Consider the following 24,160-nt stretch of genomic DNA (forward strand, 5'->3'; position numbering starts at 1 on the left):
GCCGACACGGCACAAGTGATAACTTGTCACCGGTTGAGTATGAAAGGCGTTACTTTAAGAGCCTAACGGGTGTCTAGAATACCCGGGGCGATTCAAAGAGTTTAATTCCATTGCACCACCTCCAGGAAGCGAACGGGAAACGCTTGCCTCAGAAGCTAATCGGATTTACCAAACTTACACCCTACAGCTGAACAACGTTCTACAAGCGACTACCTTGAATGCCGCAAATTCGGAATGGCTTCAAGTAATGAATGCCAGAAGAGAGTTTCAAACAGTTGTGCGGGATTTTGTACTGCTGACTGAGACAAGAACCACAGAAATATTAACAAACGATGAAAGAAATAGCCGTATCTCTCTCATAGCCACCATTCTTATTGTTGCACTTGCCTTAGCCATGGTCGTCGCTGCTCGTATGGTAATTGTGAGAGCGATTATCAACCCCATCAACGCAACCGTTGACTATCTTACCGCCATTGCAAAAGGTGACTTAACACAGACCATCCACCAGCTTGGGCGCAATGAGATAGGGGTGTTGCTAAACGGCTTAAAAGAGATGCAATCTCAGCTGACAGATATTGTCCAAATGCTGAAAATCAACAGCGACAATTTATTCACGGGCACAAATGAAATCTCTATAGGCACCCAAGACCTCTCTTCTCGTACCGAAGAGCAAGCATCCGCGTTGCAAGAAACCGCAGCTAGTTTGGATGAGCTAACCGCTACCGTCAAAATGAACGCTGATAACGCCGCAGAGGCCAATAAAATCACCTCTGGCGCAGCGAAAACCGCCCACACTTCTGCTGAAGAGGGTGAGCAGATGCTGGCGATGATGCGCGAACTGGAAGATAACGCCACCAAAATGGGTGAGATCGTGGGTATTATTGATGGCATCGCCTTCCAAACCAACCTGCTGGCACTGAACGCCTCGGTAGAAGCGGCACGTGCGGGCGAGCAAGGCCGTGGCTTCGCCGTGGTAGCCAATGAGGTGCGCCAGTTGGCCAGCCGCAGTTCGCAGTCTGCCAGTCAGATCCGCTCTATGCTGGAAGTCAGCCGCGCTAAAACCATTGAATGCTCGGGCCAAGCGCAGAAAAGTGGTGTAACCATTCGCGATCTAGCCGAGAGCGTTAGCAAAGTCTCTGCCCTGATGGCAGAAATCACCCAAGCGTCTGAAGAGCAAAGCCGCGGTATTGATCAGGTGAACATTGCGGTTTCACAAATCGATTCAGTCACACAGCAAAATGCGGCGCTTGTAGAAGAATCTAGCAGCGCGGCTGCTTCACTAGAGGATCAGGCACGGCAGCTGGCAGATATTACCGCCAAATTTACAGTGTTGACGACCACAATGGCGAACCAATACACACCTGCCAACCCAACGTATCTTAAGCAGATAGCAAAGCGTGACCGCGCTGAGTTAGAGGCAGACTGGCAAACCTTCTAGATACACAATAACGTTGGAATACAGGGCGGCCCACTAAGGTCGCCCTTTCCTTTTGAGCCATATTTTCTTTAGGGTCAGAGCGATACACTCGCCTTCCAGGCAGCCCTCGGCTAGGGTGATGAGATTCCATCGTGAAAAGGAGCAGCACATGATTGAGACAAGGGAAGAACTCGACGCCATTAAAAAGTCGTGCCAAACGATGGTCACCAAAAGCGCCAGCCTTTCCGCGGGCACCGCGATTATTCCCGTACCGGGACTGGATATCGGCTCAGACGTCGCGATTTTGATGCGCATCATCCCCAAAATTAACAGCAAGTTTGGGCTAACGCCGGAGCAAATCGACGGCCTGGATACCGACAGCAAGCTGTTCGTGATGACCGCCATCTCCAACACCGGCAGTAAAATGGCAGGTAAATACATCACCCAGAACCTGATCATCTCGCTACTGAGTAAAATGGGCGTGCGGGTGGCGGCGAAAGGCGCCTCCAAATTCGTGCCGCTCATCGGTAGCGCCGTGGCAGGCGGTATCAGCTTCACCGCCATGAAGTACATGGGCAACAGCCATATCGACGACTGCTACAACATCGCCCTCGCCGCGCTAGAGAACCGACAGCTTGAAAACATGGCAGAAGCAGAGATCGTTATAGAAGCGGACGACCCTACCAAAGCCAATTAACCTCATAGTTACGCTTCATATGGCAGCGCTTCTTGACGGTGGTATGCTTTAGCGACTTTTCATATTGCGCTAGGAGAAAGGAATGCCCGCTTATATTGTTCTGACCCGTGAACACACCCACGACAGCGAAGAAATGCAGCGCTACAGCGAAAAAGCCAAAGCCGCCCGCGAAGGCCACGACCCGCAACCGCTGGCGTTTTACGGCGATTTTGAAGTGCTGGAAGGCAGCGCAATGGAAGGCGCTGTGATTCTGCGCTTCCCCGACATGGCCGCCGCCCGCGCCTGGTACCAAAGCCCCGCCTACCAAGAAGCCCGCAAGCACCGCTTCCAGGGTGCTGATTACCGCGTCTTCTTGGTGGATGGCATCGAAGAGGCGTGATAGGCAAAGCCCCCGCTGCTCTAAGCGGGGGTTAACGGACTGCTTATAGTGACTGGTCAGCATGATGTGGTGCTAACTAGCTGCTACAATAAAGCATATCGATCAACGCTAGGAGCGTGGTAATGGTTCGTAAGACCCCCACAGGTAAGGTCATCGTTTCTCGCGAGCGTATTTTACGTGCAGTGGCTAGCTCAAGTGCTATTGAGACAGGCGAACGTGCGGAAGTTATTGAGAACCGCCTAAAGTCACGTCCACGTCTTTTCACTAAATTAACCTTGGCTCCATGAGTTAATTCACGCGTTCTTACTGCATATCCAATACATCTCGAATCAAACGTTCAACAAACTGATAGTCACCGTCTCGCCCAGCCTGAATCGCCTTGAAATAGTACTCTTTATGCTCATTCCACAAGCTGTAATCCAGTGGCTGAGCCCCCGCCTTGGCGGCCATCACATCTAGCAGCAAGCGTGAGATTCGCCCATTACCCTCCCGAAACGGGTGAATCAGTATGAATTCGACATGCATTTCGGCAAGAAACCTGATCAGTTGCTCGTCACTCATCTTCGGTAGATCACAAAAACGTGTGAGGTACTGAGAATCGAACGCTGTTATCAACCGGTGGATCTGCATCGGTGATGCAAATCTCATGTTTGGTTTGGACATATCTACGGTTCGATATTGACCCGCCCAACGGTACACATTGCCTAGCCAAGCTCTGTGCCATTGGCAAATCTTCTGGAAATCCATCATGTCAGGAAAAGAGTCAAAAACCTGAATATAAAGAGCCTCTAGCAGTTCCGTTTCTGCAACGTTCATATCTGCTGGGTCAGTAATGCGAGCGAGATTCTCCAACACCTTATTTTCTGAACCCGGCTGGTACTCGCTTTCGCTACCAGAAACATCATAACGACTCATACGACTGACCTTTTCGCTGACATACGGCTCCGTATGAGCATACTGTAGCGGACATCCCATACCAAACGGTACGCTTTCAAAATCAGTGATGGAGAGGATCTATTCGGCTCACATTCTGAGCCGAATGGCCTCTATATTCGGCTCAAACCTCTTTCGCTGCTCATTCACCCCAGCAGCAGATCACGTTCGATGGGGATGAACTCGCTCGCGGCGTTGATGAGCGAGGCAGCGGTGAGCTGAGGTACGCCGTACACCTCGACGCGTTTGCCGTGCACCTCGCGAATTTTCTGGGCTAACAGATCGAAGTCGCCATCGCCGGAGACCAGCACTACCACATCCGCTTTCTCGGCGTATTCGATGGCATCAAGGGTGATGCCCACGTCCCAGTCGCCCTTGGCGGAGCCATCCGCGCGCTGGATGAAGGGCTTGAGCCGAACATCGAAACCAATCGCGCGAAGGATATTCTGGAACTCACGCTGCTTGGCGTCGCCTTTATCGATGGCATAGCAGCGGGCGGCCACCACCTCCCGGTTGGCCGTCGCCTTGGCCCAGAAACGGCGGTAATCGAAGTGTTTGCCGTAGGCCTCGCGCACGGTGTAATAGACGTTCTGGGTATCCACGAAGATAGCGACGCGTGTCATGGCAAGGGGCCTCGGCAGTGAGTGTGCCACCATGGTACGCGATAACCGTTGCGTGCGACCCCAGCGTTTGGCTCATCAAAGCACTTCTTCCTTTTTGGCTCGCCAGCCCTTAACACGCTCCTGAAGCCCCATCACGAACACGAAGAACACCGGAACAAAGAGAATCACCAGCAGCGTTCCGCTGACCATACCGCCGAACACGCCTGTACCTATCGCATGCTGGGTGTTGGCACTGGCGCCAAACGCCACCATCAACGGCACCACCCCCAAGCCGAAAGCGAGTGAGGTCATCAGAATCGGGCGCAGGCGCAGGCGGGCGGCTTCCACGGCGGCTTCTATCAGCCCCTTCCCTTGCTCACGCAACTGTTTTGCAAACTCTACAATCAGAATCGCGTTTTTCGCCGACAGCCCGATCACGGTGACCATCCCCACTTTAAAGAACACATCGTTCGGCAGGTCGCGCAGCAGCATAGCGGCCACCGCCCCCAGCAGCCCCACCAGGATGACCGACAGCGGAATGGTCCAGCTCTCATAGAGCGCGGCTAACACCAGAAACACCGCCAGGATGGATAGCGCCACCAGCATGGGCGCCTGGGCAGCAGACTGTTGCTCCTGCAAGGACTGCCCGGTCCAGGCCACGGCGAAACCGGGCGGAAGCTGCTGCGCTAGACGCTCCATCTCCGCCATCGCTTCACCGGTGGAAGCCCCCGCCGCCGCGCTGCCGGAAATACTGGCGGCGGGATAGCCCAGGTAGCGCACCATTTGTAGCGGTGTTTCGTCCCACACTGGCGTCACCACCTCTGACAAAGACACCATGCCTCCCTGGCTATTCAGCACATGCAGCTTGAGCACGTCGTCCACCTGCATGCGTGCCGACGCATCCGCCTGCATAATCACCTGCTGCATCCGGCCCTCATTCGGGAAATCGTTGATGTAGGACGACCCCATCGCGGTAGACAGGATGTCGCTAATATTGGCGAACGACACCCCAAGGGCTTCGGCCTTTTGACGATCAATATCAAGACGAATGCTCGCCCCTTCCGGCAGGCCGTCGGAATAGACATCGCTGACGACATTGCTCTGCGCCGCCAATTCCAGCAGCGTTGTCTCGGCCGCCTTAAGGGCCTCCGGCCCCTGGTTGCGGCGATCCTGCAAGAACATCGTAAAGCCAGACTTAGTACCCAACTCATCAATGGCCGGCGGCAGCATGCTCATCACCATCCCTTCGTTTAGTTGGCTCATGGCTTCCTGAGCGCCTTCCGCTTCGCTTGCCGCCGTGGCGCCGTCGCGCTGCCCCCACTCCTTTAACGTGGTGAACGCCAGCGCTGTATTCGCGCCGGAGCCTGAGAACCCGAAGCCCAGAATCGACATATTGCCGTCTACGGCAGGGCGCGCCATCACGTACTCTTCATACGCCTTGACCACATCCAAGGTGCGCTCGGTGGTCGCATTGGCGGGTAACTGGATACTGGTCATGAAATAGCCTTGATCCTCTTCGGGCAGAAAGGCCGAAGGCAACTGGCGGAATGCGAACACCAGCACGCCTGCGATGACCACAAACACCACCATGACCCGCCCGCTGCGGGCGACTAGCTTTCCAACACGGGATTCGTAACGGGTGGTCATACGGGTAAGCGCCCGGTTGAACCAGCCGAAGAAGCCGCCTTTATCGTGGTGCCCCGGCTTAATAGGCTTGAGAAGGGTGGCGCATAGCGCTGGCGTCAGCGACAGCGCCAGAAACGCCGAGAACAGAATCGAAACCACCATCGCCAGCGCGAATTGCTGGTAGATCACGCCTACGGAGCCACTCGAGAAGGCCATCGGGATAAACACCACCGTCAATACCAGAGTGATGCCCACCACCGCGCCCGTGATTTCCTTCATTGCTTTGATGGTGGCATCCTTTGGCGACAACCCTTCCTTGGCCATGATGCGTTCAACGTTCTCGACCACCACGATAGCGTCATCGACGATGATGCCAATCGCTAACACCATGCCAAACATCGTCAGCACGTTGATGGAGAAACCTGCCAACAGCATCACTGTGAAGGTGCCCAACAACGCAATCGGCGCGACCAGGGCAGGAATCAGCGTGTAGCGGATGTTCTGTAGAAACAGCAGCATCACCAGGAAGACCAGCGCCATCGCCTCGATGAGAGTATGGATAACCTTCTCGATAGACACCTTAACGAACGGGGCCGTATTAAAGGGAACCGATGAGCTCATGCCCGCAGGCAGCGCCTGGTTTAGCTCAGCCAAACGCGCCTGCACGCCCTCCGCCGTGCGTACCGCATTGGCACCGGGTGCCAACTGAATGGCTGCCGCCGTCGCTGGCTGGCCATTCTCACGATTGGAGAAACCGTAGGATTGGGCGCCCAGCTCAACACGCGCCACATCGCCCAACACCACGTTGGAGCCGTCGACATTCGAGCGCAGGATGATAGCGGCGAACTCTTCCGGCGTGCTCAATTGCCCCTGCGCGGTCAATAGCGAGGTGACTTTTTGGCCTGGCACGGAGGGAGACGCTCCGATGCTGCCCGGCACAATCGGTGCGTTCTGCTCCGTGATCGCGGTCGAGAGATCATTCACCGACAAGCCGAAAGAAATCAGCTTTTCAGGATCTATCCAGATGCGCATTGCCTGCTCAGCACCGAACAGCTGCACACGCCCAACGCCGTCAATGCGGCGCAGCTCCTCGACGATATTGCGCGCCATATAGTCGTTTAGGGCGATCTCATCAAAGCGCCCATCTTCAGAACTCAGCCCCACGATCATCAGAAAACTGGAGGACGCGGATTCTACGCTCAGCCCATCCTGACGAACCGCCTGGGGTAACCGGGGTTCGACGGCCTTGAGCCGATTTTGCACATCCACCTGGGCCAGTTCCGGGTTTGTCCCGGGCTTGAAGGTGGCGGTGACAGAGGCCGACCCCGACGCATCGGCGGTCGATTCGAAGTACAGCAGGTTCTTGACGCTAGAGAGCTCTCGTTCAATGAGGCTGAGCACAGCGTCGTTCATGGTCTGCGGCGTGGCACCGGGATACGTCGCGGTGATGGTCACCGAAGGCGGCGCTACCGAAGGGTAGTGAGCGACCGGCAGCTTAGGGATAGCGATCACACCCGCGAGGATGATAAACAGCGCAACCACCCAGGCGAAGACGGGGCGATGGATAAAAAACTGGGGCATTGCCGATACTCCTGACACTTAGTGAGAAGATGCCACTGAAGCCTCAAGAGGCGATGACATTTGCCAAGCCACTGCGCTGACGTCGGCACCCTCCGTCAGGCGCTCGATACCCTCGACGACCACCCGCTGCCCCTCAGTTAAACCGTCCTGAACGCGATAGCTCCCCTCCACCAATTCGCCAAGCTGCACAGCGACCATTTCTACTTGTTCCGCAGCACCCACCACCCAAACATAAGGCTTACCGCCGATGCGCACGACAGACTGTTGCGGCACCGTCAGCGCATGGTCGTAGCGTGCATAGGGCACGCGAGAACGCACAAACATACCGGGCAGCAGGCGCCGGTTGGGGTTGTCTACCAGTACTCGCAGCAACACGTCGCCCGTGCTGGCCTCCACATTGATACCCGAGAACAGAAGGCGCCCAGTGACCTCGTAGGGCGTGCCGTTGCTGCCGAGAATGGTGACCGGCAAGCCACTATCTAGGGAGGAATGCGACGCCAGCGCATCTTGCAGCGATGCCAGCGCGGAAGCCGAGCGTCGAACATCAACATAAACCTGATCAATCTGCTGAACACGGGCCATGGGCGTGCTATCGCTGCTGGTCACCAGCGCTCCCACCGTGACTAACTCTTGATCAATTCGGCCAGCAATGGGAGACGCCACCGTGGAGAACTCCAAGTCAAGGCGGCGGCGCGACAGCGTGGCACGCGCTTGGGCCACCTCAGCAGCGGCCTGCTGACTTTTGGACACGGCGTCGTCATACGCCTGGCGGCTCACCGACTGCCCCCTGACCAGCGACTCCAACCGAGCCGACTGCGCACGTGCATGCGCAAGCTCGGCTTCAGCCTTCTGCAAAGCGGCTTCTGCCGTTTCCACTTCCGCCCGAAACGGCGCTGGGTTGATGTCGAATAATGGCTGCCCTGCACTTACGTCGGTTCCCTGCTCGAACAGGCGACGTTGCACAATCCCGCTCACCTGCGGGCGAATTTCTGCCACTTGAAAAGGCAACACCCGGGCCGGCAAATCTTCGGTCAGCTCCAACGTAATGGGCGCTAAGGTCACCACAGACACTCGGGCAGCAGGCGGGGCCGCTGCTTCTTGCTCAACAGGCCCGCAAGCGGTTAACACGCTTAGCAGTAAGGCACAGAGGCCACCATAGCGGTAACTATGTCGGATCGTCATGCATCGTCCCTTCAGGCATTGGCAAACATTTGCCTACTTATAGAATTGAAGGGGACTATATCGCTGGTGCGTGGTATTCCTGTCGACGGTATGTGTAGATATGATGGAGAACACAATGAATGTTTCATTAGGCGCTCTCATGTCCACGCATCCCCCGTTGCCAAGCGTTTCTTCTGGCCTACACGCACTGGTTCTCATCGCCGAAGACGAGCCTGAGATCGCTGAGATTCTGCAGGCTTATCTGAAACGCGCGGGCCTGCGAACCATCCACGCAGAGGATGGACGCAAAGCGTTAGACATGCATTTATCGATGAAGCCTGACCTCGTCTTACTCGATGTAAAAATGCCTAAGCTGGACGGTTGGCAGGTGCTGTCTGAGGTTCGCCACCGTGGCGAGACGCCCGTCATCATGTTGACCGCGATGGATCAGGACATTGATAAGCTGATGGGCCTGCGTTTTGGTGCCGACGACTACGTCGTCAAACCGTTTAACCCCGCCGAGGTCGTCGCGCGCGCGCAGGCCGTGTTAAGGCGCACCATGGCGCATGCTGGCCATCAACAACCTGTCCTTCGGGTTCCGCCCTTCGAGATCGACCTGGAACAACACGAAGCTTTTGTGGAGGTGGGAGGAGACTCCCGCAGCCTTGCTTTAACGCTCACTGAGTTCAGGTTGTTAGCGCACCTTGCCCGCGCGCCCAAAAAGGTGTTCACCCGCGCTGAGCTATTGGCCGCTTGCCTACCCGAAGGCGAGGCGCTTGAGCGCACCGTCGACAGCCATATCAGCAAGCTGCGTAAAAAACTGGAAGATGTCGATGTGAAAGGCATGCCCGTGGGCATACGCGGCGTTGGGTATCGCCTATGGGGGGCAGAATGAAACTCATTGGGCTAAGCCGCACCATCGCGTTAACCATGGCCGCGATGGCGTTTGGGATTACGCTGTTCGTCGTGGCAGCCTCTTATGTGTTCTATTTCATTGCCTTCCACTTTTGGGAAGGGTCGGTGAGCGAGCCCAATATGCTCCCGACAGGCCCCGAATGGGCTTGGCTCGCTGGCACGACGTTAGTTGGGCTGGCGTTCGCCGTGATAGTGGGCATTCACTTGGCACGTCGCATTCTGGTGCCACTCAACTCCGTCACAGAAAGCATTCGTCGCGTCGCACAAGGCGACCTGGACGCACGCGCCACCACCGGTGACCGCTCGTTAGGCGAGGCCGCCGTGTTAGCCAACGACTTCAATGCGCTAGCCGACCAATTGCAGCGAATGTCCAAAGACATGGCGTTTTGGAATGCGGCCATCGCCCATGAGCTACGTACGCCAGTGACTATTTTGCGCGGCCGCTTACAAGGCTTGGCAGAAGGTGTCTTTCCACCCGAAACGGCACAGTTCCAAAGCCTGCTTACCCAAATCGACGGCATGGCAAAGCTCATTGAAGACCTTCGCGCTGTCAGTTTGGTCGAAAACGGGCACCTGAATCTTGAGATCCAGCCATGTGACCTTTCTGCTGACATTGAATCCGTCGTTGAGTTTTGTCGACATGCCCTGAATGCATCACAGCATTACCCAACGCTCGATTTGCAATCTGGCACTGCGTACTGCGACCCCTTCCGTATTCGTCAGGCGTTGCTGGCGCTGCTGGAAAACGTTCGTCAGCATGCATCGCCAGGCCCCATCACCATCCAAACGCGCCAAGACAACGCTGGGTATGTGCTGCGTGTTATCGACACTGGCCCAGGCATACCACAGGAAGATGCTTCTCATATTTTCACGGCGTTCCGACATGCGCGGGACACCGAAAATGGTACGCCGGGAGACAAGCGAGGCAGCGGGCTAGGGTTGGCGGTAGTGGCAGCGATTGCAAAAGCCCACCATGGCGAGGCCAGATGCACCCCCTCTGATGAGGGTGGCTCTTGTTTTGAGTTGAGCTGGCCTACTCAATCACATAGGGCGTGATTACTTGAATAATCGGCGGTCGCTGCCATGGCATTAGATCTCAGCACTGCCTTATTGATAGCTTCATTCGTCTTTCAGCAGTATGAAATGCTCGATTAGCCGAATCATCAACGTTTTCTGATCGGGTAGACTTTCAGCCACTAACAGCGCTAATGCGACAAGCGTATTGTCGTTGATCAGTTGCTCAACGGGCCGGGCTAGCAAAGCTGCGTTGCGACGCAAGTACCATAGAAACAGAAACGACCCACAGCGCTTATTTCCATCGGCCAGAGGGTGATTCTTGATCACAAAATAAAGCAGGTGCGCCGCTCGGGTGGCCACATTGGGGTAAAACAGTTCGTCGCCAAACCCTTGTTCGATGGTGGCCAAGGCTGAGGTCAAACCGTCGCCCCGCACCTGCCCAAACAGTTCGGTTGCTTCGCCTTTAGCGATTAAGGTCTGTTTTAACTCGCCAATGGCTTTCAAGGCTTCTTCCAACTCAAGTGAGTGCATATCGGGCTGTTTGATGTTTAGCTCGGTCAATTGTTGCTCGTCGTAGCCTTGCAGCAGGCTCCAAGAACGAGCGTAATCGCTAATCACACGAGCAACCGCTTCGCCTTCTGTTGAAACCAAGCCTTGATTGGTCAGGGTTCGGCTGAGCAGATTCACCGCCTGCTCAAACTCTATGCCACGCTCGGTTAGACGGCGCTGGTTGAGAGTATAGCCTTGCACCAAATGGTCTTTTAATACTTGTGTGGCCCACTTACGAAATTGCACACCACGCTGAGATTTCACGCGGTAGCCAACTGAAATAATGGCATCTAAGTTATAGTGGTCTATTTCCCGCTGAACTTGACGCTTCCCCTCTTGGCGAACTATCCGGAATTTCCGGATAGTTCCCTCTTTCTCCAGTTCAGCTTCTGAATACACATTACCAATATGTTCATTCACGGTTCTAACATCTTTGCCGAACAGTTCTGCCATCTGTGCTTGGCTTAACCAAACGGTCTCTTGCTCCAGCGTCACCTCAAGGTGGGCTTGGCCATCTTCGCTGGTGAATATCTGTATTTGCTGATCATTCATGAGTGTTGCCTCCCAGGTTTACATAAAGCGCCTTGCACTCCAAAACAAGCACCTCCCAAGCAAGCAGCACTCAATCCAGCAGTACTCATCTTTGCATACTAAAAGAGAGACTCAAGCGCGCCCGCCATTCGAGGTTAAGTAAACCTTAGCATAAAAACTGTCTATTTATACAGCAAATGTTGCTAGCGCTTGGCAGGAATAAGGTGCAACACACCCACCACCACCGAGCCCACCAAAAAGCCAATCACCGCTGAACATAGCGTATTGAAGCTCCAGCCCAGCGTACCGCCCAAGGCGCCGGTGGCGTCGCGAATGCCTAGCTCAATATGATGCACCCACTCATAGGGCGCGCTGAACCAACCCGTTCCCTCGGCTCCTAAATTCACCATCAGGATATGCCCACCCACCCACAGCATGGCGATGGTGCCCACTATCGAGATGGTCGCCAGCACCTTGGGCATGGCCGTGACCAAGCTCCGGCCCAGCGCCTGTATGCCCGAATGATCCCGCTGGGCGAGTTTCAGACCCACATCGTCCATCCTGACCAACAGCGCCACCACGCCATACACCAAAACAGTGATCACAAACGCGACCACCACTAAGCTGGCTAGCTGTGACCAGAACCCCTGATGAGACACCGTCGCCAGCGCAATCACCATAATTTCAGCAGAGAGAATCAGGTCGGTGCGGATGGCACCACTCACGATTTTCTTCTCGGCTTCCGGCCCTTTTTCGACCGCTGGTTTGTCATCGTCATGTTGGCCAGAGAGCTTATGCCACACCTTCTCCGCGCCCTCAAAAGCCAAGTAGGTGCCGCCTATCATCAGGATGATCGGCAGTAGCCCGGGCAGAAAATGATTCAGCAGCAGCGCCGCCGGTAGGATAAACATCAGCTTGTTGCGGATAGAACCCAGCGCGATCTGCTTCACAATGGCCAGCTCACGCTCTGCCACTACCCCGTGCAAATATTGCGGCGTCACCGCCGCATCATCCACCACCACCCCAGCCGCCTTCGCCGTCGCACGCCCAGCGGCGGCGCTCACATCGTCCAGTGATGCTGCGGTCAACTTCGCCAATGCGGCAACGTCGTCCAGTAATCCTATCAAGCCGCCAATGGCCATGGGTGCTTCCTCCGTGAATAAGCATTGCAGACAGTAAAGCACACGATAGCTGGGGCGAACGGACTCTTTCGCATCCCGATTTGCACCTCTTATCGCAGCAAGTGCTCCAGCTCATGGCGTTGCTCAGCATGTTTCGAGGCGTTATCGCTTTTCAGTTTTTTCAGGTTGATGAGTTTCCAGCGTACAGCAGGCAGATTGGCTGCTTCTGGGCGGCCGATGGCATCAAAATCCGGTAGACCGTCATGCAGGCTCAGTAAGAAGCGTTTGGTATTTTCATCAAAGCGTGACTGAATATCCGCAATCAATCGCTTACGTATGCTCAACAGTTCTTCGAGGCTAACAGGAGTTCTGGTCATACCCTCAAATTCTTGTGTATAAGGCTGATCAAGATCGATGAGGTTTGGATTCAATAGCTCATGTGAAGGGCGCGAAGAGCTCGCTATATAAACCAACAAGGTGCGAAACAAAGCATCCGTTAGGCCCTCGTTATCGTAAAGTAGCTTCACATCATAAAGATCACGCGGATGTTGACGATCTAAGGCGGCATGCAGTTTTCCGCCAAACAAGTCCTCGAATGAAACGATCCTCATTTCTGCGTAGCCGAAATCATCCTCAACAGTATCGGACACTGAGCGCATTTGAGGCTCATGAACAACACCACGTGCAACGGGTGACGTTTCAATTTTAATCTCCGCACCACCAAGACGCGCCAGCAAACGCGTGGCTCCACCACCGCCGCCTTTTATACGTTGCGTTTTGGCACCAACGATGCCGCCTTCAATAGACACCGCAATGCGATCCATTGCTTCGTTGATATCGGTAAGGCTGTCACTTCTATCTTTCATCGGTAGATAGGTCAGATCGATATCCACCGATAACCGGGGAAAATCACGATAAAACAAGTTTATCGCTGTGCCGCCCTTGAGCGCGAAGACCTCTTCCTTAGCAACATACGGAAGGATACGTACAAGTAGCGCAACCTGCGCCTCATAAATCTCACGTGCCATCGCTAGCACCCTCCCCCGTAAATTCTGCAGGCACCATAATACGATAGCGAGGATGAATCTTACCGCCTTTGACGAGTGCCCTATCGCCACTGCCAAGGTTGAACGCGGTGACATCAAGACGCTTGCGCCAAGGGTGGTCATGGCGATCCGCAAAGACAAAGAATAGCCGCTTTACCTTAATCTTCTTACAACTGTGCAGTAGTACGGACAGCACTTTTGGTCGTAACGTCGTCAAGCTCTCAAAGAGCATATCGAGGTGATGAAAGCTCTCGTGGTCGGGCAGCTCATCCATAGCTTCCATCACCGCCCTTTCGGGCATCGACATATTAAGCACCCACTCCCATGGCAGTGCGTCTTCATCATTGTTTCTCTGATTAGCTAGCCCTAGCGATGAATCAGAAAACAGTGACGTGTTGCGGATTTTGATGGGGGCGGTAAGTGGTAGCTTGCTGAGCCAGCTAGGGATCGTATCACCGTATACCCAAACAGGCGCATTGCTGCCCAAACGTAAATAATGATCATACCCCTGCAAGGAGAGTGCCGTGGTGCCACCGATATGAATGTCATAACGCATGATGTGCTGCATGGAGAGCAGGCAGGTTTTCCAATCGATGGCTGTGCTGGGCGCAGGACGCCGGAATACGCCTCGGTTAACCCTCTCTAGCCAGCCATTTTCGACGTATTTACGTGCCAGAAAGCGGCTAACACCATGTCGTTCAAGCCAAGCGGTATCCACCATAAACCCAGGTGGTATGGCTTCTAATAAATTCTTTAATATTGATTTTTTTTGTGCACTCATAGGACACAAAGTAGCATTTAACTAAAGAAGTTACCATGCGCGACTTTGAAAAATATAAATTTGGTGTACCTATAGACCACAAACTACCAGATCCATAAAGAAAAAGAACGGTATGCTCATTTACTTGCTTGCTTTCAATCCTGATACTCCCGCTGAGCCTCATCGCCATAGCCTATGCTTTAGCTATCAGACAACATAATTTGCCCCATTAGATAAGGCGCAACGCGGCCTTTAATCATCACGCGCTCGCCTTCTACCACGCAGATCAGCGTACCTTGACGTGCGCCACCCTGGCGGGCAGTCAGTGCTTGCTTACCTAAACGCGCTGCCCAGTAAGGTGCGAGCGACGTATGCGCCGAGCCGGTTACCGGGTCTTCTTCCACGCCGACCTTGGGGCCAAACCAGCGAGAGACAACATCCACATCATCGCCTTTCGCGGCAACGGCCACACCTCGCCCTGGTAACTGTTTAAGCCGCTGCATATCCGGTGCAAGGCGATCAATCACACTCGCCTCCTCGACTACCACCACAATGTCATCCGAGATCAGCAGCTCTTCGATTTCGATACCGCCCAGGGCAGCGGCGACTTCTGCGTGCATGTCTAGCGGTGCGAGCATTTTCGCGGGGAAGTCCATCGCCAGCACATCGCCTTCACGGCGAACGGTCAGTACACCGCTTCTGGTTTCAAAGGCCACCGCCTCGGCCACCACGCCCAAGGCATGAAACACCACCCACGCCGCCGCTAACGTGGCATGGCCACAAAGGTCCACCTCCACCGAAGGCGTAAACCAGCGCAGGTGATAGCCCGCTTCCGTGGGTACGAAAAACGCGGTTTCGGACAGGTTATTCTCCGCTGCAATGGCCTGCAGCAGCGCATCATCCAACCACGCATCCAGCGGGCACACGGCTGCTGGGTTACCTTCAAAGGGGTTTGAGGCGAAAGCATCTACTTGGTAGAGGTCTATTTTCATGGGTTATCCCAACGCAAATAAAAGAATCTCATCAAGATATCGTAGAAACGTGCATGCAAGTGAGGGTTAGCAAAGTCCAGAAGAAGGCAAGCACGCTGAGCCTCCCTATGAGCGCGAGTAGCCTTCTAAGCGTTGCCTTTGCGACGGTGGTCCTGTTTATGATCGTCACGGCGCGCTTTGCCGAACGTTTCGTAACGCGCTGGGGCATTCCAGGCTGCGCCCTGCGTGGCGCGCTGCAAAACTTCAGCGACATGGCTGGCACGGCTTGGCCGCTGATCGCCTATACCGGTGGAATGGCAGCGCTGACTCTAGTGTTGCTCACCTGCCTAGCGCGTGCTGAATCACAAACGTAAGGGGAATGCCGCTTCTGGCGGAGGCATAAGCTCAATCGCGCATCGTTAAGCGCTGAGTTCGTCTCCGCCTGGAAGCCATCACGGCCACTACCGCGATGCAAAGGGCAGCGGCAACACCCGCCCACACAAAATGGGAAAGGCCGCTTAATCGCTCAAAAAGGGGCGCAAGGGCCTGACCAAACATATAACCGAGCGTGACCCAAGCGGCCGACCAGAGCAACGCCGAAATAGCATTGAGCAGCATAAATCGTGGCCAAGGATAATCGGTCGTGCCAATCGTCACCGCACCGGCCATGCGCAGCCCATAAAGGAAGCGCAAGGAGAAGGCGAAAACGTCCGGGTGGGCGTTGAACGTGGTCACTACACGCCCACCCGCTGCGCTCCCCTGCACCGAGCGAACGATAGCGCTATTGCGCCCGCCATGCCCAAGCAGGAAGAACACTTGATCCGCCACGAAAGAACCCAATGCCAGGGCGATGATAGCGGGCCAAACACCGATTAGGTGCTGATGAGACATGATGCCGCCCAGCATCGCGATGCCCTCGCCCTCCAAGCTCGCCCCCACGAACAAGCCGAAGCTGCCATAATTCGCCACCAAATGCTCAAGCGTCATTTGCGTTCATCCATAAAGTAATCCCGGAGCCGTGGGCGGCACGTAATCACCATCTCTATCGCGATTCGGGATGATGCGGAGAGTTGAATAGGGCTTTTTAGCGGCAGGCAGCTTATTCAATCTGCGAGAGGCATTCAACAGCAACGCAGCCACCAGTGCAGCGAAACCAGCAACCCGTTATTATCCTGCTAACTACTTTGCCTATTGGCATCATGCACACCACACCTACTCACTGGGCACGCTATGCATAACCTATGGATTCCCGTTGTCGCCATTTTCATCGTTGCGGGCCTGATATTCGGTGGCCAAGCCTACTCCGAGGCCCAGCGTGATGCGCACATCGCCACTAGCATATCGGAACGCCTCGGCAGCCAGACACAGGCCGACATCACGCATTTAAAGCGCGTCAATAAGGGCTATGGGGTTTGCGGGGATTATCACCTTGCCAACGTTGAGCATGGCCACTTTTACTACAACAGCGCCACCGAGCGACTAGCGCTAGGCACCGATGCGCCGCTGTACCAAGACAACTGCGATAGGATTTCTGACTAACTCCCAGCACAGGCCCATTACGCTCAAACTGCGGCCTTATGTTGCTGCTCCCAGAGGTATGTGAGCCGATCATTGTGGGTATTCATCTCATGGGCTAGTTAGGGAGTGTTGAGATGTCGTCCACTTAACAATCGCTCGCTAACGCTCTACCGTTATTCTGTGCAAATATCTCAGGTGCACCACCATTCATTACCATACTTGCCGCGTTTTTCCGTCGCACGCCCTGCAGCAGCGCTTACATCGTACAGCGTTACCGCAGCTAAGGAATCGCAGCTAAGGAATCGCAGCTAAGAAATCGCAGCAGTACAGATTCGCCTCCACCAAAGGTGTAAACCAGCGCAGATGATATAACTCCTAATTAGAGACAAAAAACTGGTTTCGGAAAAATTATTATTCACTGCAATAACTTGCATCAGCGCATCTTTTAACTAGTTATTTAGCTAGCACACAGCCGCGGGGTTGCCTTCCAATTGTTTCGAGGCAAAAGCATCTACTTAGTATAAGTCAATTCTCATGACATTGGCCACGCAGGGAGGCGTGAAACAAATAAAAAATTGAAAAAACCAGAAAGCGAAACTTCGCACACTACAGTGTGCTGCATTATAAAGTGCATGCTACAACCATCACAAATAAACGGTTGCTACTCATCAGATTAAAAGCCAATTAGAAAAAAGCCTACTAGACTATCAAATTTTAACCAAATTCGGCACTTTTACAAATCGCACTAGCTAGAAAGTGCAGTAGCTTATCCTGAACCAGACCACACAAAAATACTCAAAAAAATATTAAAATCATGTATGCAAATTACGCAACACGCTCTTGAAGATAGTCAGCAGCATCTTTAGAACTATCAACAATTTTAAAAGAGATATCTAAATGATTTGCAACACCTTCTACTTCTTTATAGCTCCTTAGCCTTTTTGACTTAGATCTATAACCTTTATCAATCATCACCACTAAAGAAACCTGCTCGAATTGAGATTTGACCATACTAAGATCAAGACAAGAAACCTCAGCCTTGTATATTCTACTATTTTTTTGAAAAACAAAAAAATTAACTGCTAGCCCACCTGAATCATCTGCAAAATCAAAATTTTTGACCGCTCCAGAAACTCGAAGTTGCCGATTAAAAAAGCCAGCCAATCTAGATTGCCTTTTGATCAACTGATCCTGCACGAAGTTTGCGAACTCTTTTCTAGGTTCAGAAGGCGTTGACTCTTTGCTATAAAATTCAATATAACTAAAAAATGAAACTTTTTTCAAAGCCCTAGAATGCATTTCCCCTAGATCATAGCCTTCTATCAAGCGCCTATTACCTAAATACACCCCAGAAGCAATCTCTAGACCACCAACTTCACCACCTCCCTTTAAAAGACGAACAGCATATTCACATGCGTGCCTAGATAAATTTCCAACTGCTACTTTTCGATCATCAAAAATCAATTCAGCCAAATCTTTTCTGAGCGAGTTTTTATAAAAAAATTCATTTTCATGGTTTTGATAACAAATGCCCACACAAATTTTTTCATCAGAATCTAAAATAGGCTCCAAGTAAACTGGCCACCAATTTAAAACAAATTTATTATTCATAAAGGAAATCCTATTTGATTAAATTTTTGACTATCACATGTCCTACTTGCCAAGCTAAGTATATCTCTAGATCGATAGCAATAAGTTAGCGCATCTATTTTAAGACCCCGTTTACTACCTACTTCTAGCTTTTCATAAATCGTCACCAAATCACTCCAGAGCAAACCATATGCCAAGCTAGGAAAGGTTTCATAACCTTGTGACTTTAGAAGCTCAAACACTTTTCTCTCTATACGCTTAAAACTAAGCTCACTTGCATTTCTTGCAATCGACCACATCCAATTATTGTCGCCTAGTTCTTTATCTACATGCTTATTACTCAAAATATTTTCATGATCAATCAAACATATATTTTCACCATCGTACAAAATATTTTCATGATGTCTGTCTTGATTAAACAAAACCTCATCAAAAATACCCATCAGCGCAACATCATTTTTTCTCAAAAACTCCTCAGCAATTCTTTCACTTTTAAAAAATTCTCCCGAAAAGTTGCGACTCATATCAGGATACTGTTTTATTTCCATAGCAAAGCAGTAGCGTTCAGAAAACTGTTCACCCCTACCACCAGAAACATAGTCTTTAGGGATATAAACCAAATAAGGATCAGGAGTTGAAACATTGAAAAACTCCGATAAAAATACCACAAAGAATTCTCGAAAAGCGAATCTAGGAGGCAGCTTAGGCTTGAGATAAACGCTTACTATCTCTCCATCACTTTTTTCCACATCACCCTTATAGATTCCCCAACTAGAAGTCAGTTTCGACAACTCCATACCTGCCAGGAGAACACCTTCATTCAAGCTCATCACTAGATCTCTTAACAGTTATAATTTTCTCGACCCAAACAATAGCCCAAAAAATAAGAACAAAAAAGCCTGCTTATTCGCAGGCTCTAATTACTCAACTCACTCTAGAAATTTATTCCCACTCAATAGTAGCAGGCGGCTTACTACTCACATCATAGGTCACCCGCGAAACCCCTTCCAACTCGTTGATAATCCGGTTAGAAACCTTCTCCAGCAGCTCGTAGGGCAGGTGCGCCCAGCGGGCGGTCATGAAGTCGATGGTTTCGACGGCGCGTAGCGCGATGACCCATTCGTAGCGGCGGCCGTCGCCTACTACACCTACCGATTTCACCGGCAGGAATACGGCAAAGGCTTGGCTGGTTTTTTCGTACCAACCGGCGGCGCGCAGTTCTTCGATGTAGATGGCATCCGCGTCGCGCAGAATGTCGGCGTACTCTTTCTTCACTTCGCCGAGAATCCGCACGCCCAGGCCGGGGCCAGGGAACGGGTGGCGGTAGACCATATCGTAGGGCAGGCCAAGTTCTAGGCCGAGTTTGCGCACTTCATCTTTGAACAGTTCGCGCAGCGGCTCGACCAGTTTGAGCTTCATGGTTTCCGGCAGGCCACCCACGTTGTGGTGGGATTTGATCACGTGCGCTTTGCCGGTTTTCGAGGCGGCGGATTCGATCACGTCCGGGTAGATGGTGCCCTGGGCCAGGAACTCCACGCCTTCAATTTTGCTGGCTTCTTCATCGAACACGTCGATAAAGGTGTTGCCGATGATTTTGCGCTTGGCTTCCGGGTCTTTCTCGCCTTCCAGCTTGCTGAGGAACAGCTCTTCGGCGTCTACACGAATCACCTTCACGCCCATGTGCTTAGCGAAGGTTTCCATCACTTGGTCGCCTTCGTTCTTACGCAGCAGGCCGTTATCCACGAACACGCAGGTGAGCTGGTCGCCAATCGCTTTGTGAAGCAGCGCGGCCACAACAGAAGAGTCGACACCGCCGGAAAGGCCCAGCAGTACGTGGCGGTCGCCTACTTGCTCGCGTACACGCTGTACTTGGTCTTCGATGATTTGCGCGGGCGTCCACAGCTTTTCGGCTTTACAGATATCCAGCACGAAGTGCTCAAGAATCCGCTGGCCTTGTAGGGTGTGTGTCACTTCGGGGTGGAACTGTACGCCGTAGAACTGCTTCTCTTCCCAGGCCATGGCCGCAATCGGGCAGCTCGGGGTTGAGGCGGTCACGGTGAAGGTGTCGGGGGCTTTGGCGACTTTATCGCCGTGGCTCATCCATACATCCAGAAGCGCGTTGCCGGTAGCGGCGTCTACGTGGTCTTTGATGTCTTTGAACAGCGCGGTCTCGGCGTCGATTTGAATCTGGGCGTAGCCAAACTCACGCTGGTTAGAGCCTTCTACCTTGCCGCCTAGCTGCTCGGCCATGGTTTGCATGCCGTAGCAGATACCAAATACCGGCAGGCCCATTTCAAACACGCACTGCGGGGCGCGGGGGGAATCCAGCTCGGTGACGGATTCCGGGCCACCGGCCAGGATGATGCCGTTGGGGTTGTATTCGCGAATCTCTTCTTCGGTGATATCGAAGGCGCGGATTTCAGAGAATACGCCGATTTCGCGAACCCGGCGGGCGATCAGTTGGGTGTACTGGGAGCCGAAGTCGAGAATCAGGATCTTATGGGCGTGAATGTCACTCATGGCGGAGCCTCTATAACGCGGAACGGGCCGCATTGGCTAAAAAGCAAGCGGCGGGGCAATGCCCGCCGCCGTGTAACTTAATGCGCTGGTTAGCTCACCCGGTAGTTGGGGGCTTCTTTGGTGATCTGCACGTCGTGAACGTGGGACTCGTTAAAGCCAGCGCCGGTGATTTGTACGAATTCCGGCTTGGTGCGCATTTCTTGAATATCGCGGCAGCCGGTGTAACCCATGGAGGCACGTAGGCCGCCCATCAGCTGGTGGACGATGGCGCCCATCATGCCTTTATAAGGCACGCGACCTTCGATGCCTTCCGGTACCAGTTTTTCGGCACCGGCATCTTTGTCTTGGAAGTAGCGGTCGGCGCTGCCTTGGTTCTGGGACATCGCGCCCATGGAACCCATGCCGCGGTAGGCTTTGTAAGTACGGCCTTGGTAAAGCTCGACTTCACCCGGCGCTTCTTCAGTACCGGCCAGCAGGCCACCTACCATTACGGCGCTTGCGCCAGCGGCAATGGCTTTCGCCAAATCGCCAGAGAAGCGTACGCCGCCATCGGCAATCAGCGGAATATCGAACTCTTTCAGCGCTTCGGCCACGTTGGAAACGGCGGTGATTTGCGGTACGCCAACGCCAGCCACAATACGCGTGGTGCAGATGGAGCCGGGGCCGATGCCCACTTTCACGGCATCTGCGCCTGCTTCGGCCAGCGCTTTGGCAGCGGCGGCGGTGGCGATGTTGCCGCCAATCACTTGAATCTCGGGGAAGTTCTCTTTGATCCAGCGAACGCGGTCAAGCACGCCCTGGGAGTGGCCGTGGGCGGTATCGACGATGATCACGTCAACGCCTGCTTCGGCCAGTGCGGCTACGCGGTCCGGGGTTTCAGGGCCGGTGCCTACCGCTGCGCCTACTAGCAGGCGGCCGTCGCTGTCTTTAGCGGCCATCGGGTAGGTGCGGGCTTTTTCGATGTCTTGGAAAGTCACCAGGCCACGCAGGTGGAAGGCGTCATCGACAATCAGCATTTTCTCGATGCGGTGTTCGCGCATCTTGGCTTTGCTGGTTTCAAGGTCGGTGCCTTCTTTCACTGTTACCAGCCGCTCGCGGGGAGTCATAATGTCGGCAACGCTGTCGCCCACGTTGGGCTGGAAACGCATGTCACGCTCGGTCACGATGCCTACCAGGGTTTCGCCTTCTACCACTGGGAAGCCGGAGAAGCCGTTTTCGCGGGCCATGGCCAGTAGGTCTTCCAGCTTGGCTTTGGGGCTAACGGTGACCGGGTCTTTTACAATGACGCTTTCGTGCTTCTTCACCTTGCGCACTTCAGCGGCCTGTTGCGCCATGGTCATGTTCTTGTGGATGATGCCGATGCCGCCTTCCTGAGCCATCGCAATGGCTAGACGCGCTTCAGTTACAGTGTCCATTGCAGCGGAAAGCAGGGGAATATTCAGGAAGAGATTGCGGGTCAGGCGGGTTTTGAGGCTGACATCCTTTGGCAGAACGTCGGAGAAGCCGGGAACGAGGAGTACGTCATCGAACGTAAGCGCTTCTTGGGCCATACGTAGCATAGCGGCAACACCCATTGAGAAGTGGGAAGATGGGGCGTGAAAAGTTAATCGCCTATTATAACGTTTTGAGGGCCGCCCCAGCAATGCAGAGTCGCGGCTAGACTTATACCAATTGCTAATGACGCTCAAGGCCCTGCGGGAATAAGCGCCGCTGGCAAGGCTCACGCACCTCGTTTGAGGTATCGTGTCATCCACGAAATGATCACCAAGGCCAACGATGGAACCGACAAGCACATCACCCACTCCTAAAGCGCTCTCCGTGAGCCAACTGAACCAGCGCGCCAAGCAAACCCTGGAGCGCGATGTGGGGGAAGTGTGGGTAGAGGGCGAGCTTTCTAATGTGTCTCGCCCGGCCTCGGGGCATATCTATTTCACTTTAAAAGACGACCGGGCGCAGATCCGCTGTGCGCTGTTCCGTCAGCGGGCGCGCTTTGTCGCCGCCCCCATGCGCGATGGCGACCAAGTGAAGCTACGCGGGCGGGTCTCGCTGTTCGAGCCACGGGGCGATTATCAGCTCATTGCCGAAGCGGTGCAGGCCGCTGGCCTTGGCGAGCTGCTGGCAGCTTTTGAGCGTTTGAAAGCACAGCTGGAAGGCGAAGGCGTGTTCGCCAATACGCGCCCCCTGCCCTTTCCCCCGCGCAAGATTTTGATTTTAAGTTCCGCCACCGGGGCGGCCATTCGCGATGTGCTGGCCGTATTGGCCGCCCGCTGGCCGCTGGCGGACGTGACGCTGATTCCCGTACCGGTTCAGGGGGCGGAAGCCGCCCCGGCGATGATCTCGGCGCTGGGCCTGCTCAACCGGCAGGCGCGGCTAGACCCCGAGCAAGATGTGGTGCTGATCACCCGTGGCGGCGGTAGCCTGGAAGATCTCTGGGCGTTTAATAACGAGCATCTGGCACGGGCGATTTTTCACTCCCGGCTGCCGGTGATGTCAGCGGTGGGCCACGAGGTGGATGTCACCCTAGCGGATTTTGCCGCCGATATGCGCGCCCCTACTCCATCTGCCGCCGCTGAACGGCTAGTGCCCGATCAACACGCTCTAAAGCGCCAGCTCGCTCAAGCGGAGCAGCGTTTGCACCGAAGCATGCAGGCGCGGTTAGAACGCGATAGCCAGCGGCTAGATACCCTGCGTGCCCGCCTTCGCCATCCCGGCGAACAGCTCGCCCGCCAGCGCCAGCACCTCACTACGCTGCAGCAGCGCCTTACCCGCGCCATGCAGCAAACGCTCGCCCAGCAAAAAGCCCAAGCGGCCCAGCTCACCCGACGCCTCGCCAGCCAAGATATGGCACGGCTACACCGTTCCGAAAGCGAGCGTATCAGCAGCCTGCAGCGCCGTTTAGCCAGCGCCATGCAGCGCATGTTAGAAGTGCGGCAAGCACGCCTGCACAGCGCCGCCCGCGAGCTAAACGCCGTCAGCCCGCTGGCCGTACTCGGCCGCGGCTACGCCATCGCCCAAGATGCCCAAGGCCAAGTCATCCGCCGCGCCGAAGACACCCAGCCCGGCCAACTGCTCAAACTGCGCCTAGGCGAAGGCCGCCTCAACGTCGAAGTAAAACGGCGCTATAAGAAGCACTGAATTACCGCTCGGTAATCATTAGACGCCTTTAGATACAGCGATAGCAAAAAATTACCGTTCGGGAATATTTTGCCAGCAAGGTCATTGCCTT

General features: G+C 54.1%; 22 protein-coding genes. 8 read left to right on the forward strand and 14 right to left on the reverse strand.

Annotated features, from left to right (window positions below):
• Positions 1-247: 247 nt before the first annotated feature.
• The 3 genes from ACIGG6_RS10105 (at position 248) to ACIGG6_RS10115 (ending at position 2,493) form a co-directional block, all read left to right on the forward strand.
• Positions 248-1,438 (forward strand): methyl-accepting chemotaxis protein, encoded by a 1,191-nt coding sequence (locus tag ACIGG6_RS10105; protein ID WP_399844277.1) that lies wholly within the window; start codon positions 248-250, stop codon positions 1,436-1,438.
• A 148-nt stretch (positions 1,439-1,586) separates the two neighbouring features.
• On the forward strand, positions 1,587-2,114 hold the full coding sequence (locus tag ACIGG6_RS10110; RefSeq protein ID WP_399844278.1) for a hypothetical protein: 528 nt from the start codon (positions 1,587-1,589) through the stop codon (positions 2,112-2,114).
• An 82-nt stretch (positions 2,115-2,196) separates the two neighbouring features.
• A complete protein-coding gene (locus ACIGG6_RS10115; protein WP_159341286.1) occupies positions 2,197-2,493 on the forward strand; it encodes a DUF1330 domain-containing protein in 297 nt (98 codons plus the stop codon).
• Positions 2,494-2,796: 303 nt separating this feature from the next.
• Here the strand turns inward: ACIGG6_RS10115 and ACIGG6_RS10120 are convergent, their stop codons facing one another.
• The 4 genes from ACIGG6_RS10120 to ACIGG6_RS10135 form a co-directional block, all read right to left on the reverse strand.
• Complete coding sequence (locus tag ACIGG6_RS10120) at positions 2,797-3,408, reverse strand: Fic/DOC family protein (RefSeq protein ID WP_399844280.1); 612 nt, start codon at positions 3,406-3,408, stop codon at positions 2,797-2,799.
• Positions 3,409-3,572: 164 nt separating this feature from the next.
• The gene (locus ACIGG6_RS10125; protein WP_399844281.1) at positions 3,573-4,049 is read right to left on the reverse strand and encodes an NYN domain-containing protein; all 477 of its coding nucleotides are present in this window, start codon (positions 4,047-4,049) and stop codon (positions 3,573-3,575) included.
• Between the two features lie 75 nt (positions 4,050-4,124).
• Positions 4,125-7,235 (reverse strand): multidrug efflux RND transporter permease subunit, encoded by a 3,111-nt coding sequence (locus tag ACIGG6_RS10130; RefSeq protein ID WP_399844283.1) that lies wholly within the window; start codon positions 7,233-7,235, stop codon positions 4,125-4,127.
• Between the two features lie 18 nt (positions 7,236-7,253).
• Positions 7,254-8,417, reverse strand: coding sequence for an efflux RND transporter periplasmic adaptor subunit (locus ACIGG6_RS10135; protein WP_399844285.1), 1,164 nt, complete (start codon positions 8,415-8,417; stop codon positions 7,254-7,256).
• A gap of 139 nt (positions 8,418-8,556) precedes the next feature.
• On the opposite strand from ACIGG6_RS10135, the gene ACIGG6_RS10140 reads away from it, so the two are divergent.
• Positions 8,557-9,291, forward strand: coding sequence for a response regulator (locus tag ACIGG6_RS10140; protein ID WP_399844286.1), 735 nt, complete (start codon positions 8,557-8,559; stop codon positions 9,289-9,291).
• Positions 9,288-10,367 (forward strand): ATP-binding protein, encoded by a 1,080-nt coding sequence (locus ACIGG6_RS10145; RefSeq protein WP_399844287.1) that lies wholly within the window; start codon positions 9,288-9,290, stop codon positions 10,365-10,367. Before ACIGG6_RS10140 ends, ACIGG6_RS10145 begins: the two co-directional genes overlap by 4 nt.
• Before the next feature lie 63 nt (positions 10,368-10,430).
• Here the strand turns inward: ACIGG6_RS10145 and rhuM are convergent, their stop codons facing one another.
• From rhuM to ACIGG6_RS10170, 5 genes are all read right to left on the reverse strand, one after another.
• Positions 10,431-11,429 (reverse strand): RhuM family protein, encoded by a 999-nt coding sequence (rhuM, locus tag ACIGG6_RS10150; protein WP_399844289.1) that lies wholly within the window; start codon positions 11,427-11,429, stop codon positions 10,431-10,433.
• A gap of 182 nt (positions 11,430-11,611) precedes the next feature.
• Positions 11,612-12,550, reverse strand: coding sequence for a DUF808 domain-containing protein (locus tag ACIGG6_RS10155; protein WP_399844290.1), 939 nt, complete (start codon positions 12,548-12,550; stop codon positions 11,612-11,614).
• An 89-nt stretch (positions 12,551-12,639) separates the two neighbouring features.
• Entirely contained in the window at positions 12,640-13,557 is a 918-nt protein-coding gene (locus tag ACIGG6_RS10160) for a nucleotidyl transferase AbiEii/AbiGii toxin family protein (RefSeq protein ID WP_399844292.1), read from the reverse strand.
• On the reverse strand, positions 13,547-14,356 hold the full coding sequence (locus ACIGG6_RS10165; RefSeq protein ID WP_399844293.1) for a type IV toxin-antitoxin system AbiEi family antitoxin domain-containing protein: 810 nt from the start codon (positions 14,354-14,356) through the stop codon (positions 13,547-13,549). The genes ACIGG6_RS10160 and ACIGG6_RS10165 overlap by 11 nt, the downstream gene beginning before the upstream one ends.
• Before the next feature lie 179 nt (positions 14,357-14,535).
• Positions 14,536-15,327: a PhzF family phenazine biosynthesis protein gene (locus ACIGG6_RS10170; protein ID WP_399844295.1), complete on the reverse strand. Its 792-nt coding sequence runs from the start codon at positions 15,325-15,327 to the stop codon at positions 14,536-14,538.
• A gap of 107 nt (positions 15,328-15,434) precedes the next feature.
• Between ACIGG6_RS10170 and ACIGG6_RS10175 the strand changes: the two genes are divergently transcribed.
• Positions 15,435-15,680 (forward strand): hypothetical protein, encoded by a 246-nt coding sequence (locus ACIGG6_RS10175; RefSeq protein ID WP_399844297.1) that lies wholly within the window; start codon positions 15,435-15,437, stop codon positions 15,678-15,680.
• A gap of 31 nt (positions 15,681-15,711) precedes the next feature.
• Here the strand turns inward: ACIGG6_RS10175 and ACIGG6_RS10180 are convergent, their stop codons facing one another.
• Positions 15,712-16,293: a DedA family protein gene (locus ACIGG6_RS10180; protein ID WP_399844299.1), complete on the reverse strand. Its 582-nt coding sequence runs from the start codon at positions 16,291-16,293 to the stop codon at positions 15,712-15,714.
• A 243-nt stretch (positions 16,294-16,536) separates the two neighbouring features.
• On the opposite strand from ACIGG6_RS10180, the gene ACIGG6_RS10185 reads away from it, so the two are divergent.
• Positions 16,537-16,845, forward strand: coding sequence for a hypothetical protein (locus tag ACIGG6_RS10185; protein WP_399844300.1), 309 nt, complete (start codon positions 16,537-16,539; stop codon positions 16,843-16,845).
• Between the two features lie 804 nt (positions 16,846-17,649).
• Here ACIGG6_RS10185 and ACIGG6_RS10190 read toward each other — a convergent pair.
• The 4 genes from ACIGG6_RS10190 to guaB all read right to left on the reverse strand — a co-directional run bounded on the left by ACIGG6_RS10190 (position 17,650) and on the right by guaB (position 22,493).
• A complete protein-coding gene (locus tag ACIGG6_RS10190; protein ID WP_399844302.1) occupies positions 17,650-18,435 on the reverse strand; it encodes a hypothetical protein in 786 nt (261 codons plus the stop codon).
• Entirely contained in the window at positions 18,432-19,244 is an 813-nt protein-coding gene (locus ACIGG6_RS10195) for a hypothetical protein (protein ID WP_399844304.1), read from the reverse strand. Before ACIGG6_RS10195 ends, ACIGG6_RS10190 begins: the two co-directional genes overlap by 4 nt.
• 112 nt (positions 19,245-19,356) lie before the next feature.
• Positions 19,357-20,934 (reverse strand): glutamine-hydrolyzing GMP synthase, encoded by a 1,578-nt coding sequence (gene guaA, locus ACIGG6_RS10200; RefSeq protein WP_044630771.1) that lies wholly within the window; start codon positions 20,932-20,934, stop codon positions 19,357-19,359.
• Between the two features lie 89 nt (positions 20,935-21,023).
• A complete protein-coding gene (gene guaB, locus ACIGG6_RS10205; protein ID WP_399844306.1) occupies positions 21,024-22,493 on the reverse strand; it encodes an IMP dehydrogenase in 1,470 nt (489 codons plus the stop codon).
• Between the two features lie 217 nt (positions 22,494-22,710).
• On the opposite strand from guaB, the gene xseA reads away from it, so the two are divergent.
• On the forward strand, positions 22,711-24,069 hold the full coding sequence (gene xseA, locus ACIGG6_RS10210; RefSeq protein WP_399844308.1) for an exodeoxyribonuclease VII large subunit: 1,359 nt from the start codon (positions 22,711-22,713) through the stop codon (positions 24,067-24,069).
• Positions 24,070-24,160: the final 91 nt, after the last annotated feature.

Source organism: Vreelandella lionensis, from assembly GCF_044543515.1.
Classification (GTDB): domain Bacteria; phylum Pseudomonadota; class Gammaproteobacteria; order Pseudomonadales; family Halomonadaceae; genus Vreelandella; species Vreelandella lionensis.

Excerpts from the sequence above, each read along its gene's own strand:
- ACIGG6_RS10160 (WP_399844292.1), bottom strand. The coding sequence starts at position 13,557 with ATGGCACGTGAGATTTATGAGGCGCAGGTTGCGCTACTTGTACGTATC.
- ACIGG6_RS10165 (WP_399844293.1), bottom strand. The coding sequence starts at position 14,356 with ATGAGTGCACAAAAAAAATCAATATTAAAGAATTTATTAGAAGCCATA.
- ACIGG6_RS10140 (WP_399844286.1), top strand. The coding sequence starts at position 8,557 with ATGTCCACGCATCCCCCGTTGCCAAGCGTTTCTTCTGGCCTACACGCA.
- ACIGG6_RS10125 (WP_399844281.1), bottom strand. The coding sequence starts at position 4,049 with ATGACACGCGTCGCTATCTTCGTGGATACCCAGAACGTCTATTACACC.
- ACIGG6_RS10180 (WP_399844299.1), bottom strand. The coding sequence starts at position 16,293 with ATGACGCTTGAGCATTTGGTGGCGAATTATGGCAGCTTCGGCTTGTTC.
- ACIGG6_RS10105 (WP_399844277.1), top strand. The coding sequence starts at position 248 with ATGAATGCCAGAAGAGAGTTTCAAACAGTTGTGCGGGATTTTGTACTG.
- ACIGG6_RS10145 (WP_399844287.1), top strand. The coding sequence starts at position 9,288 with ATGAAACTCATTGGGCTAAGCCGCACCATCGCGTTAACCATGGCCGCG.
- ACIGG6_RS10190 (WP_399844302.1), bottom strand. The coding sequence starts at position 18,435 with ATGAATAATAAATTTGTTTTAAATTGGTGGCCAGTTTACTTGGAGCCT.
- ACIGG6_RS10155 (WP_399844290.1), bottom strand. The coding sequence starts at position 12,550 with ATGGCCATTGGCGGCTTGATAGGATTACTGGACGACGTTGCCGCATTG.
- ACIGG6_RS10110 (WP_399844278.1), top strand. The coding sequence starts at position 1,587 with ATGATTGAGACAAGGGAAGAACTCGACGCCATTAAAAAGTCGTGCCAA.
- ACIGG6_RS10185 (WP_399844300.1), top strand. The coding sequence starts at position 16,537 with ATGCATAACCTATGGATTCCCGTTGTCGCCATTTTCATCGTTGCGGGC.
- ACIGG6_RS10120 (WP_399844280.1), bottom strand. The coding sequence starts at position 3,408 with ATGAGTCGTTATGATGTTTCTGGTAGCGAAAGCGAGTACCAGCCGGGT.
- rhuM (WP_399844289.1), bottom strand. The coding sequence starts at position 11,429 with ATGAATGATCAGCAAATACAGATATTCACCAGCGAAGATGGCCAAGCC.
- ACIGG6_RS10195 (WP_399844304.1), bottom strand. The coding sequence starts at position 19,244 with ATGAGCTTGAATGAAGGTGTTCTCCTGGCAGGTATGGAGTTGTCGAAA.
- ACIGG6_RS10115 (WP_159341286.1), top strand. The coding sequence starts at position 2,197 with ATGCCCGCTTATATTGTTCTGACCCGTGAACACACCCACGACAGCGAA.
- guaA (WP_044630771.1), bottom strand. The coding sequence starts at position 20,934 with ATGAGTGACATTCACGCCCATAAGATCCTGATTCTCGACTTCGGCTCC.
- guaB (WP_399844306.1), bottom strand. The coding sequence starts at position 22,493 with ATGCTACGTATGGCCCAAGAAGCGCTTACGTTCGATGACGTACTCCTC.
- ACIGG6_RS10170 (WP_399844295.1), bottom strand. The coding sequence starts at position 15,327 with ATGAAAATAGACCTCTACCAAGTAGATGCTTTCGCCTCAAACCCCTTT.
- xseA (WP_399844308.1), top strand. The coding sequence starts at position 22,711 with ATGGAACCGACAAGCACATCACCCACTCCTAAAGCGCTCTCCGTGAGC.
- ACIGG6_RS10130 (WP_399844283.1), bottom strand. The coding sequence starts at position 7,235 with ATGCCCCAGTTTTTTATCCATCGCCCCGTCTTCGCCTGGGTGGTTGCG.
- ACIGG6_RS10175 (WP_399844297.1), top strand. The coding sequence starts at position 15,435 with ATGAGCGCGAGTAGCCTTCTAAGCGTTGCCTTTGCGACGGTGGTCCTG.
- ACIGG6_RS10135 (WP_399844285.1), bottom strand. The coding sequence starts at position 8,417 with ATGACGATCCGACATAGTTACCGCTATGGTGGCCTCTGTGCCTTACTG.